Source organism: Methylobacterium sp. UNCCL125, from assembly GCF_900116795.1.
In the GTDB taxonomy this organism is placed as follows: Bacteria; Pseudomonadota; Alphaproteobacteria; order Rhizobiales; family Beijerinckiaceae; genus Methylobacterium; species Methylobacterium fujisawaense.
Genome location: NZ_FPBW01000007.1, coordinates 245562 through 263368, shown reverse-complemented (window position 1 = coordinate 263368; position 17807 = coordinate 245562). Strand labels below are relative to the sequence as shown.

At 67.2% G+C, this 17807-nt stretch carries 16 protein-coding genes, 1 tRNA gene and 3 pseudogenes; 8 read left to right on the top strand and 12 right to left on the bottom strand.

Annotation, left to right across the window (positions count from 1 at the left end):
- Together BM396_RS31850 and BM396_RS09390 are read left to right on the top strand one after the other, a co-directional pair.
- Positions 1-300 (top strand): aminotransferase class I/II-fold pyridoxal phosphate-dependent enzyme (locus BM396_RS31850; protein WP_139239476.1); only part of this gene is annotated, 300 nt, incomplete at its 5' end.
- Between the two features lie 370 nt (positions 301-670).
- Positions 671-1068, top strand: a pseudogene (locus tag BM396_RS09390) (transposase).
- Between the two features lie 21 nt (positions 1069-1089).
- Here the strand turns inward: BM396_RS09390 and BM396_RS09385 are convergent.
- The 6 genes and pseudogenes from BM396_RS09385 to BM396_RS09360 form a co-directional block, all read right to left on the bottom strand.
- Positions 1090-1368, bottom strand: coding sequence for a hypothetical protein (locus tag BM396_RS09385; protein ID WP_081948847.1), 279 nt, complete (start codon positions 1366-1368; stop codon positions 1090-1092).
- A gap of 417 nt (positions 1369-1785) precedes the next feature.
- On the bottom strand, positions 1786-3441 hold the full coding sequence (locus BM396_RS09380; RefSeq protein WP_043388089.1) for a porin: 1656 nt from the start codon (positions 3439-3441) through the stop codon (positions 1786-1788).
- 482 nt (positions 3442-3923) lie between these two features.
- Positions 3924-4135: pseudogene (locus BM396_RS09375) on the bottom strand (IS3 family transposase); the annotation flags it as partial.
- Positions 4136-4169: 34 nt separating this feature from the next.
- Entirely contained in the window at positions 4170-5807 is a 1638-nt protein-coding gene (locus BM396_RS09370) for an efflux transporter outer membrane subunit (protein WP_051976315.1), read from the bottom strand.
- A gap of 1 nt (position 5808) precedes the next feature.
- A complete protein-coding gene (locus BM396_RS09365; RefSeq protein ID WP_043388087.1) occupies positions 5809-7383 on the bottom strand; it encodes a DHA2 family efflux MFS transporter permease subunit in 1575 nt (524 codons plus the stop codon).
- Positions 7380-8399: an HlyD family secretion protein gene (locus tag BM396_RS09360; protein WP_236961860.1), complete on the bottom strand. Its 1020-nt coding sequence runs from the start codon at positions 8397-8399 to the stop codon at positions 7380-7382. The genes BM396_RS09365 and BM396_RS09360 overlap by 4 nt, the downstream gene beginning before the upstream one ends.
- A gap of 575 nt (positions 8400-8974) precedes the next feature.
- Here BM396_RS09360 and BM396_RS09355 point away from each other — a divergent pair.
- Positions 8975-9631 (top strand): TetR/AcrR family transcriptional regulator, encoded by a 657-nt coding sequence (locus BM396_RS09355; RefSeq protein ID WP_051976314.1) that lies wholly within the window; start codon positions 8975-8977, stop codon positions 9629-9631.
- 196 nt (positions 9632-9827) lie between these two features.
- Positions 9828-10745: pseudogene (locus BM396_RS09350) on the top strand (IS630 family transposase); the annotation flags it as partial.
- A gap of 282 nt (positions 10746-11027) precedes the next feature.
- Here BM396_RS09350 and BM396_RS09345 read toward each other — a convergent pair.
- The 4 genes from BM396_RS09345 to BM396_RS09330 form a co-directional block, all read right to left on the bottom strand.
- Positions 11028-11117, bottom strand: a tRNA-Ser gene (locus BM396_RS09345).
- Between the two features lie 81 nt (positions 11118-11198).
- A complete protein-coding gene (locus tag BM396_RS09340) occupies positions 11199-12317 on the bottom strand; it encodes an ATP-dependent DNA helicase (protein WP_043379141.1) in 1119 nt (372 codons plus the stop codon).
- Positions 12314-13246 (bottom strand): oxygen-dependent coproporphyrinogen oxidase, encoded by a 933-nt coding sequence (gene hemF, locus BM396_RS09335; protein WP_043379138.1) that lies wholly within the window; start codon positions 13244-13246, stop codon positions 12314-12316. Before hemF ends, BM396_RS09340 begins: the two co-directional genes overlap by 4 nt.
- A 104-nt stretch (positions 13247-13350) precedes the next feature.
- A complete protein-coding gene (locus BM396_RS09330) occupies positions 13351-13764 on the bottom strand; it encodes a PaaI family thioesterase (RefSeq protein WP_043379135.1) in 414 nt (137 codons plus the stop codon).
- Between the two features lie 437 nt (positions 13765-14201).
- On the opposite strand from BM396_RS09330, the gene BM396_RS09325 reads away from it, so the two are divergent.
- Entirely contained in the window at positions 14202-14717 is a 516-nt protein-coding gene (locus BM396_RS09325; protein ID WP_043355409.1) for a Ros/MucR family transcriptional regulator, read from the top strand.
- 61 nt (positions 14718-14778) lie between these two features.
- Here the strand turns inward: BM396_RS09325 and BM396_RS09320 are convergent, their stop codons facing one another.
- The gene (locus BM396_RS09320; RefSeq protein WP_043379133.1) at positions 14779-14958 is read right to left on the bottom strand and encodes a hypothetical protein; all 180 of its coding nucleotides are present in this window, start codon (positions 14956-14958) and stop codon (positions 14779-14781) included.
- Positions 14959-15234: 276 nt separating this feature from the next.
- Between BM396_RS09320 and BM396_RS09315 the strand changes: the two genes are divergently transcribed.
- The 3 genes from BM396_RS09315 (at position 15235) to BM396_RS09305 (ending at position 17384) form a co-directional block, all read left to right on the top strand.
- Entirely contained in the window at positions 15235-15696 is a 462-nt protein-coding gene (locus tag BM396_RS09315; protein WP_043379130.1) for a GNAT family N-acetyltransferase, read from the top strand.
- Positions 15697-15766: 70 nt separating this feature from the next.
- Positions 15767-16123 carry a hypothetical protein gene (locus BM396_RS09310; protein WP_043379127.1) on the top strand — a complete coding sequence of 119 codons (357 nt, stop codon included), beginning with the start codon at positions 15767-15769 and terminating at the stop codon, positions 16121-16123.
- 130 nt (positions 16124-16253) lie between these two features.
- Positions 16254-17384, top strand: a complete 1131-nt coding sequence (locus tag BM396_RS09305; RefSeq protein ID WP_043379124.1) for a DUF2336 domain-containing protein — start codon at positions 16254-16256, stop codon at positions 17382-17384.
- Between the two features lie 11 nt (positions 17385-17395).
- Here the strand turns inward: BM396_RS09305 and BM396_RS09300 are convergent, their stop codons facing one another.
- Entirely contained in the window at positions 17396-17725 is a 330-nt protein-coding gene (locus BM396_RS09300; protein ID WP_043355398.1) for a hypothetical protein, read from the bottom strand.
- Positions 17726-17807 lie beyond the last annotated feature (82 nt).

Below are 17807 nucleotides of genomic sequence, written 5' to 3'. Positions count from 1 at the left end.
CTCGTGGCTGGTCTCCTGCCTCGGCAAGCCATCCTCACCCAACCGAACGCGTACTATTTCTGTCTGAAGTTGGGGAACGGCTGGTCGGCGGAAGCCTATACGCAGGCCGCGGAGGAAGCCGGGGTCGGGGTTACGCCGATCAGCCTGTTCGAGGTGTCGTCGTTGTACCAAAGCGATACCGTCCGGGTCTGCGTCAACGCAGCGCCCGATCGCGAAACGCTTCGAGAGGCACTGGAGAAATTGGCGGGCCTGCTTGAGGCGGGTGCACCGCCTACGGTTCGATTCAGGGGCGCGGTATGAGACGGGGCTCCACCGCTTTGGTCCCCTGACGACGCGTCACGGGGCGTCGACATCACGCCGGAGCGATCGCGCGCCCTTCGAATTCCTGCGAATCTCCGCCAACCAGCACGCCGCCGACGCGGTGCTCCGGCCCGCCCTGACCTGTGATCTGTCTGGCTCGACGTCCGCTTCGGGGGCGTTGTCCATCGGTTTTGACCGTCCGGGTTGGGCGCATTGCTCCCGGGCTGGTTTCGAAGCCCCTCGCCATTGAAGCCGAGGGGCCGGAACACGCAAATCTCAGGTCTTTCGGCTGGGTGTGGACCGAACCAAGGCGTTGCAGAGTTTGTCGTTTTGTGATTCCGGGCGGCCGTTTTGCGGCCTGGAGGTGGCGATGGCGGACCTGTTCTGGCTCGTCCGATGAGCAGTGGGCGGTGATCGAACCGTTCATGCCCAAGGATCATCCCGAACCCGAGCGGAAGGACGACCGGCAGATCATTTTCGGCATCCTGCACGTGCTGACATCGGGCTCTCGCTGGCGCGATTGCCCGGTCGCCTACGGCCCGCGTACCACGGTCTACGCCCGCTTCAACCGCCGATCGCGGCGCGGCTTCTGGAAATCCACGCTCGCCGCGCTGGCCAAGGCCGAATGGTCAGGCGATGCATCCGCCCTCGACAGCAGCCTCCAACCGCCTCAAAGATTTGCGCCGCATTGCCACCCGCTACGACAAACTCGCCCGCAACTACGCCTCGGCCCTCGCTCTGGCCGCCGTCATCGCCTTCCGGTGCTGATCAAGTCCACACCCTAGAGCGTCACTTGCCTCCGCCGCTCCCGGTCGAACCGACGCGTGAGGGCTGTGCTTCATTGCCGGCGGCGGCCGAGTCCGTTGCGATGCCATCTTCCGCTCGGCCGGACGGCGAGTAGGTGAACGCATCCTCATCGCCGGTGGAGCCCGGCTGACGCGTGATCACGCCTGGCGAGCCAGGCGGGACGACGACGGTTGTGCTGGTCGGCGTCTCGATCACCGCCTGTGCGACGGCAGGGGTCGCGAGGATTGCAGCGAGGACTGCACACAAAACGATCTTTTTCACAGAATGCACCGTAGAGAAACGTGGGGCATTATCCCCTGGGTGGTGTCAAACACGGATGGGCCACTATCGATCCGGCCTGATCGGTCGCACCTTGAACGCAATGTGCCAATGCACACGGCATGACCGTACATTGAACACAATATCGCGATCGATGTTGCCGATTCATTTCTGCATGAAATTCGTCAGATCCGCGCGCTAAATCTTTTATATATTCATGCCTCTCCCAAAGAGTATTTGGACCTTGCCCCGGCCCTTTCGGAGGGCATCGGGCGGCGATGGATGTCGGCGCTGCCGCATTGCCGCATTGTCGCATCGTCGGACACAAAAAACCCGGCACAAAGGCCGGGTGAGTAAGGTCCCTTTGCACGGGGACATCAAGACCGGGAAGCTTTGGAGATAACCGGTCTCGATCTGGAATTAGAAATCGCGTTGGACGCGGAAACGAACCTGAGAGATCGAGTCTTTCGTCGCGGTGGCAACAGCGAAGGTTCCGTTGTTGATGCCGGAGATGTTGGAGTAGGCCGTCGGGCTCTTGTCCAAATCGATAGCGCGGCCGCTCTTCAGTCCGATTTGCGTGTAGAACGCCTCGACGCCGATATCGAGGTCTTTGACCGGCGACCAGATGATGCTGCCACCAGCGACGAACTGGTAGGTGTCGCGCAGCGCTTGGCTCAGCTGGTAGAACCGAGTGCCTGGCACACCGACGGCGTTGGAGCCGAAGGCATTCGTACCGTTGGGGTTTTCTAGGCTGAAGATGGCACCTTGCGCAAGGCGGGCCCCATTCGAGAAGCTCTGCTCGCCATACGAGCCGAAGAAGGCCGAGCGCCATTCCGGCGTCCAGTAGTGCAGATACGAGATCGTGGTCGTGAAACTCGTTGACGTCTCAAGCTGACCAGTGAATGGATTGAGTGTAGCGTCGGCAAAATACTGATTGAATTTCTGGCCCTGAATGGTCTGCGTGCTCTGCGTGTAGCAGCCGGTATAGGCGCAGTACCCGGTGTACATCTGCGCGCCATTTCCATAGGCCCCCTGCAAGTAGAGGGAGTCGCCCGGCGCGATGAATGGCGTGTTGATCTTCAAGCCGCCCTGTACGGCCCATCCGTACACACTGTTGGTGTGTGGGATGCTCACGTTTGAGCCCGTGCCCGTACCGGCGCCGTTGGCGACGTCGCCGACGTTCAACTCGTGCGCCGCAGCTGAGAGCTGGGCCGTGCCCCAGGCTTGATCGACGCGCAGGACGCCGACAAAGTCGGGCATCCGCTCGCGCTGGATCACATCGACCTGACTATAGCGGGTTGGAATACCGTTAGTATAGCCGATGAACACCGGAGCTGGCGAATTGCTTTGTGCGAAGTTCGCAACGCTGGCGTTGACCGTGACACCAGCTGGGTTGTTCGTCGGCGAGAAGATCGGGGTTCGACGGAACACAGGGTCTTCTATGGACAGGGTCGCCGACAAACCATTGCCGAAGGTCGCCGTGTAGGCCAGCAGATTTGTAGAGAACACGTCGGATCCGAGAGTGGCGCCGGCGAACTCGAAATCGTGGGCGTAGAAATCGAAGAATGAGGAGGCGCGACCAGCGGTGAGCCCCGCGAACTGAATGAATGCCTTGTCGACATTCACATACTGCTGATCGCGGCCGAACTGATCGATGCCGAGACCGGGAAAGGCTTGACCGATGCGCTGCTGGGTCCCTGAAGTGCCGACACCAGAGTAGCCCGTCCGGGCGCCGGCATCGAGGCGCACGAAGGCTCGCAGGGTCCCATAAGCGGTTTGCGTGCGGGCATCGAGATTGATGCGCAGGCGCCCCTGGTATCCCGAGGTGTCACCACTGTTGGTGCCGCTTTGGCGGGTGTAGCTGGGCTGGTAGCCACCTTCGAACCGCGCACGGCCTCCGATACGGAGGCAAGTGTCAGTCCCAGGAATGTAAAAGAAGCCGGCGCCATAGGCGCCACAGACGCGGACGTACTCGACGGGGACAGCCTTATTGACCGGCAGGTCTGCGGCATGGGCTGCCCCCGCCGCTATGACTGCTGCAGCAGACGCAAGCAGCGCGCTTTTCAAGACACTCATCGATATCCTCAAAGCTTCGAGACCCGTGGTGCGGCAGCGCCCGTTTTCCGGATCTCGCCGCGAAGTGCATCGCCGCCTGCATCTGAAGGCAGGCTTGTACGGGGCGTTGGACTGCGATGCCCCGATGCAGGATCAGGATGCGCGGGTCGGCACGGTTGAGCAATGAGGCTTAATCCAGCTCAAGAACAGCGCGAATAATATGTGGCTATTTGGCAACAAAATACCCCTGTTTATCAGAAACAATCGAGCAATTTGGATGCAAATCGTGTTTCTCTTTGTTTCCGTATCTCTGCACTGCCCCACAAATGATTCCAAAAATGACCATCGGTGGCAATTTAACTCGCAGGCAGGATCAAATAGACGTGACTTTATGCCATGAACTGCCATTTTTGTTTCGGTTCTGGCGATAAATTTCAATCGCTACACATTCTCGTTAGGCAAGGGATCGCAGGCTCTCCGTGACCGGGGAACACATCGTCGCTGAGCCCGTCGCCCCGCATCAGCCAGGCCACGCGTCGCCGGCCTGCCGCCACGCCCTGTTCGTGCAGCTCGTGCGTCACACGGGGCTGCCATAGGTCTCGTGCGAGAGCGCGAAGGTGGAGCGAACAGGGGTGAGCAGCACGAGATCCTCGCGCTGCCGCCTCGCAGCCGGGCGGCTCTTCCAGGCGAAGAAGCCGTTCGGGCAAGCGTTTAAGGCGACGCCGACACCAGGCCGCTCGGGCCTGATCTCACAGAAGCGGCCCGGCGCCCGCATGGGTGAGATCGGCAGCCGGGACAGAGACCCGGGACAGGTCTAGCGCCGGTGTCGGACCCGCCGGGAAGGTGCTTTCCCAGCCGCCTCCCAGCGCCTTCGACAGAGCCACAAAGTCAGTCGACATCGCCGCCGTCGCCTGGACGAGGTTGGTCTCGGCCTGCAGCACGGTCTGAGAGGCCTGGAGGACGGTGGTGAAGATCTCGACGCCCTGCGTGTACCGCGCCCGGGACAGCGCCAGCGCCTGCCGCGCATCGGCCACCTGCCGCGCCAGCCGCGCCCGGCGGCCCTCGTCGCCCCTGAGCGCAGCCAACGCGTTGACGACGTCGTGCCAGCCCTGGAGCACCGCCTTCTGGTAGGCGATCGCCGCCTCCTGCTGGCGGGCCCGCTGGAGCACGAGGTTCGACTTGAGCCGCCCGCCCTCGAAGAGCGGGATGGAGATCGACGGCCCCACATTCATGTATTGCAGGGACGAGCCCCGGAAGATCTTGCCCGGATCGACCGCGTTGACGACCGGGCTCGCCGACAGCGTCACGGAGGGGAAGAACTGCGCCTCGGCGACGCCGATCTCGGCGACCGCCGCGTGCAGGTTGGCCTCGGCCCGCCGGATGTCGGGGCGGCGCAGCACGAGACTCGACGGTACCCCCACGGGGATTCGCGGCGGCACCGGCGGGATCGCGCGGCCGGTCACCAGCTCCTGCGACAGGGAGAGCGGCGGCTCGCCGAGCAGCAGCGCGATGGCATTGATCTGCTGGATCTCCTGCTGCTGGAGCTGCGGCAGCTGCGCCTTGATCGCTTCGACCTGCTGGGCGGCATTCGCCGTGTCGAGGCCCGTGACGAGACCCCGCTGCTGGCGGATGCGCACCACGTCGAGGATCTGCTCGTTGACCTTGATGTTGGCGAGGTCGATCCGGATCTGTTCCTGCGTCCCGCGCAGCTGCACGTAGTCGCGTGCGAGTTCCGCCTGGCTCGAGACCAGCGCGTCGCGCCGCTGCTCGGCGGCCGCGTCCGCCTGCGCCTGGGCGGATTCCACCGACCGGCGGACCTTGCCCCACAGGTCGAGTTCCCAGGAGGCGTCGAAGCCCAGCGTGTAGCTCTCGAAGCCGTTGGTCAGCGGCGCCGTCAGGTCGCTGCTGGAGGCGCTGGAGCCGCTGCCACCCGTGACGCCGCCGAGGGAGTTGGATAGGAGGCCGATCGTGCCGTTCTTGCTGAATTGCTGCCGGTAGACACTGCCCTGGCCGTTGAGGGTTGGCAGGCCGGCGGCGGCCGCGGTGCCGAGCTGGGCCCGGCTCTGGAACAGGCGCGCTGTGGCGGTCTGCACGTCGAGGTTCTGCGCCGCGACGCGGTCCTCGAGCTGCGCCAGGATCGGATCGCGGAAGGCGAGCCACCACGTCACCGCCGGCTCCACCGCGCTGGTGTGGGCGAGAAGCGGCAGCGGGGTCCGGGCCGGCTGGCCGGTGTCGAGGTAGTCGCTCGATTCCGCGAGCGGCGCCGCGGGGGGCAGGAAGTTCGGTCCGACTGTGCAGGCCGTCAGCCCGGATAGGGCGAGGGCCGCGCCGCCGCGCAGCCACGGGCGGGGCCGGGAGGAGATGCGGGAGGAGATGCGGGAGGTCATGTCAGTGTCCTCCCCCGCCGCCCTGCGCGGTCTTGGCCGAGATCAGGAAGCAGAGCGGCACGACCATCAGGGCGATGACGGCCGTGTACTGGAAGATGTTGCTGTAGGCCAAGACCTGCGCCTGCTTCATGTAGGTCTGGTAGGTGTGGGCGACCGCCTGCTGATGCACGACGGAGGCTGCGCGGCCGAGTGAGCGGAGGGTGTGCTCGCTCTCCTGGATCAGCGTGTTGTAGCCGGAGCGCAGCGGCGTCATGAACCCCGACAGGTGCGCTTGGTCGGCCTGCGTGCGCTCGGTGATGGCTGCGGTCGAGAGCGAGATCCCCAGCGACCCGAACACGTTCCGGAACATCGAGAACAGGGCCGCGCCGTCGCTGCGGTATTTCTGCGGCAGGGTCAGGTAGGCGATGGTCGAGATCGGCACGAACAGGAAGCCGAGCGCCGCGGTTTGGAGGGAGCGCATCAGCACCAGGGTCCTGAAGTCGATGTCGGGGGCGAGCCGGCTGGAATAGAACAGGGCCGCGCCCATGAAGGCGAAGCCGAACATGACGATGAAGCGTGTCTGGACGACCTTCATGAGCTGCCCGACGATGGGGATCAGGATGATCACCACGATCCCGCCTGGCGACAGGATCAGGCCGGATTTCAGCGCGGTGTAGCCCAGCACGTTCTGGGCGAATTGCGGGATCACCACGGCGCTGGCGTAGAGGGCGAAGCCCATGGCGCCGATGAGCACGCAGCCCATGGCGAAGTTCTTGTCCTTGAACACGTCGAGGTCGATGATCGGCTTCTTCGCCGTCAGCAGCCAGCAGATCGCCCCGAACACGCCGAGGAAGCCGATCGTCGCCATGATCCGTATGAACGGCGAGCCGAGCCAGCCGTCGTCCTCGCCGCGGTCGAACACGATTTGCAGGCAGCCGATGCCGATCACGATGAGGGACAGGCCGATATAGTCGATGCCGCGCTTGGTCTTGCGCTTCTCCTGCTCGGAGGGCGGGTCCTGCACCAGGATGCTGTTGGCGATCACCGCCAGGATCCCGACAGGGACGTTGACGAAGAAGATCCAGCGCCAGTCCAGGTGCTCGATCAGGTAGCCGCCGAGCGTCGGCCCGAGCACGGGCGCCACCACGGTCGCCACGGCGGTCACCCCGAAGGCCGCCCCGCGCTTGGCGGGCGGGAACGTGTCGAGAATGATCGCCTGCTGGCTCGGCTGCAGGCCGCCGCCGAAGAAGCCCTGCATCAAGCGGAACACGATGATCTGGCCCAGGCTCTGCGAGATGCCGCACAGGAAGGACGACACCGTGAACATCGCGATGCAGATCAGGAAGTAGCGCTTGCGCCCGATCGTGTCGGAGAGCCAGCCGGCGATGGTCAGGACGATGCCGTTGGCGACGAGATAGGCGGTGAGCGTGTAGGTCGCCTCGTCGCTCGAGGCGGCGAGCGACCCCGCGATGTAGGGCAGCGCCACGTTGACGATCGTGGTGTCGAGGATCTCCATGAAGGCGGCGAGCGTCACCGTGATGGCGATCAGCCAGGGGTTGTAGGCGGGTTTCCAGCCTTGGTTCGGATCGCCGCTCATTTCAGCAGCACCGTCGGCTCGACGCTGACGCCGAGGGGCAGGGGCTCGTCCTTCTTCAGCCCGGAATCGATCACGATCTTCACCGGCACGCGCTGGACGATCTTGATGAAGTTGCCGGTGGCGTTCTCGGCCGGGAAGGCTGAGAACTTCGAGCCCGAGCCGCGCTGGACCGAGTCCACATGGCCATGCAAGTCGAGGTCGGGATAGGCGTCCACCGTGATGGTGACCTGCTGGCCGGGCCGCATGCCGTCCAGCTCGGTCTCCTTGAAGTTGGCCGTGATCCAGACGTCGGTGGTGACGAGCGACATCACCTGCTGGCCCGCCGTCAGGTAGTCGCCGGCATTGACGTTGCGCCGGGTGACCCAGCCGTCCTGGGGCGCGCGCACGACAGTCCACTCGACGTTGAGGACGGCTTGGTCCAGCTGGCCCTTGGCCTGCTCGGCCTGCCCCTGGAGCTGGTCGACCTGCTGCTCGGACTGGCCGATATTCTGCTGGACCGGCATCGCCTGGATGACCCGGGCCTCGGCCTGCTCGACCTGCGCCTTCGCCTGCTGGTAGTTCGCGGCGGTCGTATCCACATCCTGCTGGGTGGTGGCCAGCTTCGGCAGGCTCTTCTGCCGGTCGTAATTCGCCTGCTGCAGGGCGAGGTTGGCCTTGGCCGAGGCGAGGTTCGCCTGCGCCAGCGCCAGCGCGGCCGGGAAGTTCTTCTTGGCGATCTCGACGCCGAGTTTCTGATTGGCGATCTGCGCTTTGCTCGCGTCGAGCTGACCCTGGGCCTGCTCCTGTCGGTAGACGTATTGCCGGGCATCGATGCGGAACAGCGGGTCGCCCTTGTGGACGAACTGGTTGTCGGTGACATCGAGGGAGATCACCTGCCCGGCGACCTGGGGCGCGATGCTGACGATGTTGCCGTCGGTATAGGCATCGTCGGTCGAGGCCTTGCCGCGGGTCGACAACCAGAAATAGAGGCCGCCAGCCACCATCAGAAGGACCACGACCGCGCCGATGCCGATCACGAGCGGTCGGCGCTTGCTGCGCCGTTCAGCATCCTGATCCCGGCCGCCCTGTTCCGCATTGCCGGTCCGCCCATCGCGGCCCGATCCGTCCTGCCCGTCCGATCCTTCGCCGCGGGGGTGCTCTTCGTTCTGCTGACGCCCGCGGCGATCGTCATCGGCCGATCGATCCGCGTCCCGACGCCCGCGATCTCCTACGGATTCGCCTCCGTCATCGTCCTGATCGTCATCGGGATAATTGTCCTGCGCTTCGTCCCGGGCGCGGTCGGAGCTGCGGCGGCGGCTCGTCTCGAACGCCACGGACCTTGCACCGTCCCACCGTTCCTCGCGGTCGGATGCGCGTGCCGCGCGGCGCCCGCGATCATCGGCTTCGGAGCCGAGATCGATATAGTCGCGGCGGTCGCGCGGGCGGCCACCGGAGCGCGATCGACGGTCAGTATCATCGTCGGCCATGTATCGGATTCGCAACCCTATCGACCGCGCAGCCGAAGGAACACTCGATCACGCGGCCCACTTGCCTTAGACGCGGTCAACATAACCGAACCCGGCGGTTCGGATGTGCGAGGGTGGACGGAGCGATGTCAAGCGCCGCAGAGGTCGATCAGAAGGCCGCGCGTGGGCCAATCCCGCGCGGGGCGCGGCGCCGCGCGGAGATTGCCCAGGCTGCCGAGAAGGTATTCCTCGAGCACGGTTTCGCTGAGACGACGATGCAGATGGTCGCTCTCGCGGCTGGGTCGTCCAAAGAAACGCTCTATCGGCATTTCGGCAGCAAGGAAGATCTGTTCATCGAAGTGGTGGACAACCGGAACAACGAAGTCCGACAAGTTCTCGACTCAACTCTGGAGAGCGATGGGCCCATTCCAATCGTCTTGCAATCGGTCGGCATCGCACTTTTGGAATGCATGTGCAGCCCCATGGTGGTCGCGCTGGCTCGCATGATCGTGAACGAGACTCACAGGCATCCGGCGCTCGGGGAGGCCTTCTACGCGATGGCGCCGGGCCGTACCCTGCAGAAGCTCACGGGCTACTTGGCCGAGGCCCGGACCCGCGGGGAATTCACCGGCGACGATCCGGCGCGGGCGGCGGAGATCTTCACCGGCAGCATCATGGGCAAATTCGTTCCGCTGATGCTGTTCACCCCGCACACCTTCGCCATCGACCCCGATCAGATCAAGGACCATGTCGCCGAGGCGGTCTCTGTGTTCGCGAAAACTTATGTCGCAAAGGATCGTTAGCGGAGAGATTGTTTTTTGATCCAAAAAATCCAAGCTGATTTGAAATCAACAAAACCATAAAACATCTCATCTAACAGTATATTCAAGTATTTTCCAGACCGACTAGAGATTTTTCGGAATGCGCTGAGTCGGACGGTTGGGGTTCACACCGGGCATTTGGGCTGATTCATTGCGCGCTCCCTGTGAGGAGCACGTCATGGGCCGACCCGACAGCCAGGATCTGCGTGAGCGGGTGGTTGACGCGGCAGGCGCGACCTCGCGCCGGCAAGCGGCCAAGCACTTCGGGGCGGGTGCTGCGACCGCGATCCGCTGTATGACGGCACTGGCCACGACCCGGACGGTGGCGGCCCGTCCGCAAGGTCGGGCACGCCGCTGCAAGCTCGATCCGCACGAGGCGTTCCTGCGGGCCCTGATCGCCGAGCGGGATGACGTCACCCTGGAGGAGATGCAGGCCCGCTTGAAGGATGAGCACGACCGAACGGTTGGGCTGCGCACGCCGTGGAGTTTCCTGACGCGCGCGGCCTGACGTACACAAAAAGACAGCCCACGCCGCGGAGCACGACCGTCCGGACGTGAAGGCCGCCCGCGAGGCGTGGTTCGAGGGCCAGCCCGATCTCGGTCTCGCCCGCCTCGTGTTCCTCGACGAGACTTGGCCCTCGACCGACATGGCCCGCACCTGCCCCCCCCCCCCCCCCGCGGCAAACGGCTTCGCTCGAGCGTGCCGCACGGTCACTGGAAGACCACGACCTTCGTGGCGGGCCTGCGCTTGTCGGGCCTCGCGGCGCCGTTCGTGCTGGACGGTCCGATCATCCGCGACGCCTTCCAGACTTCCGTCGAGCGCGTGCTCGTGCCCGAACTCGCTCCCGACGACACCGTCGTGACGGACAACCTCGGCAGCCACACAGGGCCGGCCGGCGCGCGGCTGCTCTTCCTCCCGCCCGGCTCGCCCGACTTCAACCCGATCGAGATGGCCTTTTCAAAGCTCAAGGCGCTGCTGCGCAAGGCCGCCGAGCGCACTGTCGAGGGATTGTGGGCAGCCATCGGTCGGCTCATCGATACGATCACGCCCGATGAGTGTGCCAACTTCTGCGCCGCCGCAGGATATGAGCCAGATCAAACCGAAAACGCTCTGCGAAATCCATCGCCCGCCGGAACACACGCATTGGATGCGAGAGGGCATCCTCCTGCCTCATGTCTCAGCAGTAGATGCGGTTCAGCCTGTACAGGAGCGCGGCGGGTTCCAGGCCTGCCACGATCGGATCGCGAGGCATCGAATTGCCAGGGCGAACAGTCCTTATTTATCGATGACGCACGCGCGTCAGCGATAAATTATGATGAGATCGTAGCCGGAAACGCGCCCAAAAACGAAAATCTATGGCGTGCGTCACGGGACGACTGGCGGAGAGGGGGGGATTCGAACCCCCGATGCCCTTGCAGGCATGCCGCATTTCGAGTGCGGTGCATTCAACCGCTCTGCCACCTCTCCGCAAGGTGCCTCGATGAGACCGGCGGTGCCTAGCACGCGCGGCGCAGCTTCACAAGCGAGACGTCGCCCGCCTGCGCCGGATCAGACCACCACCGTGATCGCCTGCGCGGCGCGGGTCAGGCCGGTGTAGAGCCAGCGCGCCCGGTGCTCGCGGAACGCGTAGGATTCGTCGAACAACGTCACCCGGTCCCATTGCGATCCCTGGGCCTTGTGCACCGTCAGCGCGTAGCCGTAGGTGAATTCGTCCGTCTCGCGCCGCAGGAACAGCGGGATCTCCTCGTCCGAGCCGGTGATCATCGCCCGCAGCACCTTGATGTCGGTGGGCTTCCGGCGCAGGGCCGGATCGTCCTCCGGCACCACGTCGAGCCGGATCAGATCCGGCCGCGGCGGTGCGCGCAGCGCCTGGACCGTCCAGGTCGAGCCGTTGAGCAGGCCCTTCACTCGATCGTTGCGCAGGCAGACCAGCTTCTCGCCGATCGCCGGCATCGGATCCGTGTGGCCGGCGAGTTCCCGGAGCCGGGCATTGTAGAGGCGGCGCGTCTTGTTGAGGCCGACCAGCACCTGGTCGCATTCGAGCACCTCGGCCGGATCCAGGGTGCGGCGCGATACGACCCGGCTCTGCCCATAGCTGCCGAGTTCCAGCCGGCCGCCCTCGCGGATCGTCATCGCCATCCGGACGATCGGGTCATCCTTGGCCTGCCGATGCACCTCGGTGAGCATCACGTCGGGCTCCGCCTCGGTGAAGAAGCCGCCGCCGCGCACCGGCGGCAGCTGCGCCGGATCGCCCAGAACCAGCACCGGCCGCTCGAACGACAGAAGATCGTTGCCGAGATCGGAATCCACCATCGAGCACTCGTCGATGATGATCAGATCCGCCTTGGCGGCCGGCCCCGAGCGGTTCAGCGTGAAGGTCGGTCCGCCCTCCTCCGCCTCCTTGGTGCGGTAGATCAGCGAGTGGATCGTAGCGGCGTCGTAGCAGCCCTTCTGGCGCATCACCGAGGCCGCCTTGCCGGTGAAGGCCCCGTAGACCACCGTGCCGTCGACATCCTCGGCGATCCGGCGGGCGAGCGTGGTCTTGCCGGTGCCGGCATAGCCGAACAGCCGGAACACCTGGGATCCCCCGTCCCGCCGCCACGCGGCGATCGCCTTCAGCGCCGCGTCCTGCTGCGGGGCGTAGGCGGCCGGCAGCCCCGCACTCACGGCCAGCGCACGGTCGGCGGCATCGAGGAGAGGATCGAGGCGACGTTGCCGCCGGTCTTCAGGCCGAAGATCGTGCCCCGGTCGTAGAGCAGGTTGAACTCGACGTAGCGGCCGCGCCGCACCTGCTGCTCGTGGCGGTCCGCCTCGGTCCAGGGCGTGGTGACGTTGTCGCGCACGATCTTCGGATAGGCCTCCAGGAAGGCCTGTCCGACGTCGCGGGTATAGGCGAGGTCGGCCTGCGGATCGCCGCTCCAGAGATAATCGTAGAAGATCCCGCCGATGCCGCGCGGCTCGTTCCGATGCTTGAGGTGGAAATACTCGTCGCACCACGCCTTGTAGCGGGCGTGATCGATGCCGTGCGCCGCGCAGGCCCGCGCCAGGCAGGCGTGGAAATGGCGGCTGTCCGGATCGGCCTGATTGCGGCGCCGGTCGAGCACCGGCGTCAGATCTGCCCCGCCGCCGAACCACGCCCGCGTCGTCGCGACGAACCGGGTGTTCATGTGAACCGTCGGCACGTGCGGATTCCACGGATGGGCGATCAGCGAGATGCCGGTGGCGAAGAAGCGCGGATCCTCGGCGGCGCCGGGCATCTGGGCCCGGAATTCCGGCGCGAACTCGCCATGCACCGTCGAGATGTGCACCCCCGCCTTCTCGAAGACGCGGCCGCGCAGCATCGCCATGACGCCGCCGCCGCCGGGCCGGCCGGTATGGTCGGTCCGGTTCCACGGGGTCTTCTCGAAGGTTCCGGGGCCCTCGGGCGCATCGGGATGGAACGGGCCCGTCGCCTCCGCCTCGATGGCCTCCAAGGCCGCGAGGATGCGATCGCGCAGCGTCTCGAACCACGCCGCGGCCTCGGACTTCATGGCCGCCACGTCGGCCTCTGAGGGAGGCGCAGCCAGGGCTGCGCGCGCGTCATCCGGCATCGTCATGACACAGGCTTTTCCACCGTGCCGGGCGCACGTCAATGCGGGCGCGGCCTGCCGTGACCGCGCAGGCGTCCGGAGCCGCAACCCGCCGCGGCGGCGCGGGCGGCCTACGCCGGGCCCGGCCGCTCGCCGACGGGCTTGAGCAGCCCCGTGGCCGTCGCCACCAGATCCCCCGCCGCATCCCGGATCTCGGCCTCGCAGAAGATCACCGACCGCCCCGCCCGGGTCACCCGCCCCTCGGCGATCAGGACACCGCGCCCGGGGGCGAGGAAGCGGGTCTGCATGTCGAGGGTCACCACGGGGCGCCCCGCCTGCAGCCGGGCCGCCGTCCCGAGGGCGACGTCGAGCAACGTGCAGAGCGCGCCGCCATGGGCGATGCCGAGATTGTTGGCGTGCTCCGGCTGCAGGGCTAGGCGCAGGCGCGTCCGGCCGGCGCGCACGTCGAGGGCCTCGATGCCGCAATGATCCACGAACGGGATGGTGGCGCCGAAGACGGTGCCCGGTTCCGATTGCTGGTCCACGTCGATCGCCCCGGATCCCGTCTCACCCGGACGTTTATGGCCCAGATGCGCCCGAGGCCAGGACCGGCCCCGCGCAGATCACGTGACAGTCCGGCCGAAACGTTCATCCCGCGTCGACGCGCTGACGGGACATCGCGGCGGGCCGCCGCGTGAAGTTCCGGGCGTCTCATCAGACCCGAAACGGATCTTCGCAGAGGAAGCCCGCCGCTAGATCGCGACAGAAGGCATAATCGGCGCCCGTCCGCAGGCCGCGGCCACATCCAACCTCGCCTCCGGCATGTCGGTTTGCTCGACCAACGATTTCAGCTCGACCCACGGCTTCAACAATATGCGTGTTCATGACCGGGGCATTGTGTAGGGAAATGCTCGACGACGACTTGATTTTGCTGCACAGACGTTAGAACCGTCTCACCACGGTCGGATAGAGGGAATCATCGATGGACGACACCGCCACTGAGCAGCAGCAGACCTTTATCGAGCAGGCGTCGGACATCGTCTCGGCGTATGTCTCGAACAATTCGGTGCCCATCAGCGAGTTGCCCGGTCTGCTCGCCGGCGTTCACGCCGCGCTGACGAAGCTTTCGGCCCCCGCGGCGACCGTGACCGAGACGGCCGACAAGCCGACGCCGGCCCAGATCCGCAAGTCGGTGACGCCGGACGCGCTGATCTCGTTCATCGACGGCAAGCCGTACAAGACGCTGAAGCGCCATCTGTCGCGCAACGGCCTGACGATCGAGCAGTATCGCGAGCGCTTCGGCCTGCCGCGCGACTACCCGTCGACGGCCGCGAGCTACTCGGCCCAGCGTTCGGAACTCGCCCGCAGCCTCGGCCTCGGCCAGCAGCGCCGCAAGTCCGCTGCGCCGGCGCCGGCGCCGGCTCCGGAGCCCGTCGCGGAGGTGGCCGAGAAGCCCAAGCGCGTGAGCCGCCCCCGCAAGGCCAAAGAAACGGCCTGAGCCCGGCCCCTCGGCCGGGCCCCTGGGACCCGGCCGGCCCGCAGCCCGCGTGCCGGCCGGATCACGCGAAGTCGGCGAGATCGTCGGCCAGGTCGCCCGCGGCGACGTCCGTCTCGGCCCTGTGCCGCTCGACCGCTTCGGCCTCTTCGGCCGTCCCGGGTCGCGGCACCGGCCGCTCGGTCTCCGGATGCGCCTTGCCGGCCGCGTCGTCGGTGGATTGATCCGTCACCCGACCCGCCATGCTGCGCGCTCCCCGAACTTGAACTGGGAAGCAAAGCGCCAAAGCCCGTGCGTGTTCCGCCCCGCGAACACTCCCGCGAACACTGCGGGCGACCCCGCCGAAGCCCGGTCCGGCGCTCGTTCGCCTTCCTGAAGACGCTCTCCAGATCCAGTCGAAGGACGAGGCCGAGGGCCGCGACGGCACCGGCCTCGACGCGGCCCGTGCGGGCTGCGCCCGCGGGGGACGGATCGCGATGCGCCGCGTTGCACGTCCGGGCCGGCCGATCAGGAGCGGAATTTGGGCACTCGCTACGGGCTGGAGATCCGCGCTGCCGCGAGTCCCGACGCCGCCGGGCTCGCGGCCCTGCTGGGTGAGGCGGGGATCGCGGTCGGCGCCGCGGACCTCGCGACCCGGCTCGACGCCCTGCAACAGGACGGCGGCACCGCCCTCGTCGCCGTAGAATGGGGACCGCCGAGCGGCCTCATCACCGTGTCCCCCGTCCGGACCCTCGAGGCGCCGCGGCCCTTCGGCCTGATCACCAGCCTCGCGGTCGCGATCGAATCCCGCCGCCGGGGCATCGGCCGGGTGCTGCTGAAGGCGGCCGGCCGGGCGGCGCGACAGGCGGGCTGCGACCGGCTGCTCCTGGCCGCGGCGCCGGACCAGGAGGCCCTGCGCGCCTTCTGCAGGGCGGCCGGCTTCACCGATGCGGGGCAAATGCTCGCGCGGCCGCTGCTGAAGCGCGGCGCCGGAGAGGCCTGAAAGCCGCGACATCCTGGCCGCAGCCGACCGGGCCCATCGGGCGTTGTGACCGGAGACTGGAGTCCCCCCGATGACGCTGCGATCCGAGACCCCGCCGCCCCCTGCGAACCTGCCCTGCGATCCGCCACCGGATTCCGACACGCCGACCGCCGCGCAGCTCAAGGGTGACATCGACAGCGGCCGCACCGCCGACAAGACCCCGCACATGGATATCGGCGCGGCCCCGCTCGGGACCTGCGAGGAGGCCGGCGGGACGCCGCCGACGCCCCAGGAGGTCCGGATCGCCCGGCAGAACGAGCGTGCCCCCTCGGAGCGGGCGGCGAAGGGCTACGTGCACCAGCGGCAGCCCTGGGTCCTGCCGCTCTATGTCGGCATCATCGTCGCGGCGGCCGTGGGGCTCGGCCTCGTTCTCTGGCTGACGCGCTGAGGCCGAAGCGGGGCCGCGCGCGGGCCACCATGATGCAGGACGGCACGGTCGCGGCGGAGGCGGTTTAAAGGTCGATTCACGTCGATGCGGTTAGCGTGACCTTACTGCAGTCTTGCGTAACCGATCCTCCATGCCCCCATCCGTCGATGCTCCGCCGGACCTGTCCGGGCTCCTCGAACTCTCACGCATCGAGAATCTCGATCTCAAGCCGGTGATCCTCCGGGTTCAGACCGACCTGTTCGTCCGGGCGGCGGCCCGGGACAGGACCGAGATCGAGATCTTCGAATCGCTCGCCTGCGGCCTGATCCCCACGGTGGATGAGGAGACCGCCCGGGTGGTGGCCCGCAAGCTGGCCCCCTGCCCCGAGACGCCGCCGGCGGTGCTGGAGGCGCTCGCGCTGCGCGGCGGCGAGGCCCGCGACGCGGTGGTGGAACTGGCCCCGACCCTGAGCCATCGCCTGATCGAGGCGGCCCTGGCCGAGGGATCGGACATCGCCGCCCGCATCGCCGCCCGGGCCGGGTTGAGCCGCGAGGCGGTGGACGAGCTCTCCCGCGAGGGCCGCCCCGAGATCGACCGCGCGCTGGCCGCCAATCTCGGCCACACCCTGCGGGGGGCAGCCCTGGCGCGGCTCGTGAACCGCGGCCGCAGCGCCCCCGACCTCGCCCGGCTCCTCCTGGTCCGGCCCGACGTCTCGGCCGCCGACCTCGTGCCCCTGTACCTGCACGCCGATCCGATCCGCCGCACGGTGATCGGCCGGGCCGTCGAGGCGACCGCCGCCCTGCGCCCCTGCCCGCCGGCGCCCCGCGGCCTTGGCGAGACCCTGACCGGCCTGTCCGCCGCCCGCGACGTGCCGGCCTTCATGGCGGCCCTGGCCGACGGCCTCGGCCTGCCGCGCGATTTCCTGACCGTGGTCGCCGACGCCAGCGCCCGCTACGACCTCCTGACCCTGGGTTTGCGGGCCGCCGGCCTGCACGAGGAGGAGGCGGTCTACATCTTCCTGACCCTCAACCAGGGTGTCGCGCGCTCGGCCGAGCGGGTGGCCGACCTCGTCCGGCTGTTCCGCACCGTGAGCCGGCCAGCCTCCCGGGACCTGATCGCCGCGATCCTCGACCGGCCCCTCGCCGAGCGCGGGCGCGGCGAGGCCCATCAGCCGCTGCACGGCCCGGAGGCGAAGCTGCGCCAGGGCGCAGAGCGCGTCGCCGCGCAGCGCCCCTCCCTGCCGGTGCGCGCCCGGGCGGCGGGCGGCGGGGAGCCGGCCTGACGGGCCGGACGTCAGCGGGGATCCACGGGCGGATCGCGCTGCGGATCGGCGCCCCGCCAAGCGGGCTGCCGATCGGTCTCCTCAAGGGTGTCGGTTGAGGCCGTCGGCTCCGCGGCGCGGCGGCTCAGTTCGGCCATCAGGCCGCGGGCCAGGACGGCGCGCACCGCCCGCTCGCGGGCCTCGGCTGGCACCGCGTCGAGGGCCGCCGGCAGCGCCGCCTGGGCGCTGGGCACCGCGTCGGCGAGCCGTCTCGCCTCGGCGGCCGGATCCGTCCCGGCTCGCAGCAAGGCAAAGTAGGAGAGCACGCCGATCACCAGCGCGGCGCGCAGCAGGACGGTCATGAGACGATTCCTCCGCTCGAGATCAAGCGGAAGCATTCGACGGATTTCCTCAACCGGGCCTCAACCGACCCGAGCTTTTCCG

Coding starts and splice junctions, on each gene's coding strand:
- BM396_RS09370 (WP_051976315.1), bottom strand. CDS start 5,807: ATGACCTCCCGCATCTCCTCCCGCATCTCCTCCCGGCCCCGCCCGTGG.
- hemF (WP_043379138.1), bottom strand. CDS start 13,246: ATGACGATGCCGGATGACGCGCGCGCAGCCCTGGCTGCGCCTCCCTCA.
- BM396_RS09310 (WP_043379127.1), top strand. CDS start 15,767: ATGACGCTGCGATCCGAGACCCCGCCGCCCCCTGCGAACCTGCCCTGC.
- BM396_RS09380 (WP_043388089.1), bottom strand. CDS start 3,441: ATGAGTGTCTTGAAAAGCGCGCTGCTTGCGTCTGCTGCAGCAGTCATA.
- BM396_RS09300 (WP_043355398.1), bottom strand. CDS start 17,725: ATGACCGTCCTGCTGCGCGCCGCGCTGGTGATCGGCGTGCTCTCCTAC.
- BM396_RS09355 (WP_051976314.1), top strand. CDS start 8,975: ATGTCAAGCGCCGCAGAGGTCGATCAGAAGGCCGCGCGTGGGCCAATC.
- BM396_RS09320 (WP_043379133.1), bottom strand. CDS start 14,958: ATGGCGGGTCGGGTGACGGATCAATCCACCGACGACGCGGCCGGCAAG.
- BM396_RS09305 (WP_043379124.1), top strand. CDS start 16,254: ATGCCCCCATCCGTCGATGCTCCGCCGGACCTGTCCGGGCTCCTCGAA.
- BM396_RS09325 (WP_043355409.1), top strand. CDS start 14,202: ATGGACGACACCGCCACTGAGCAGCAGCAGACCTTTATCGAGCAGGCG.
- BM396_RS09365 (WP_043388087.1), bottom strand. CDS start 7,383: ATGAGCGGCGATCCGAACCAAGGCTGGAAACCCGCCTACAACCCCTGG.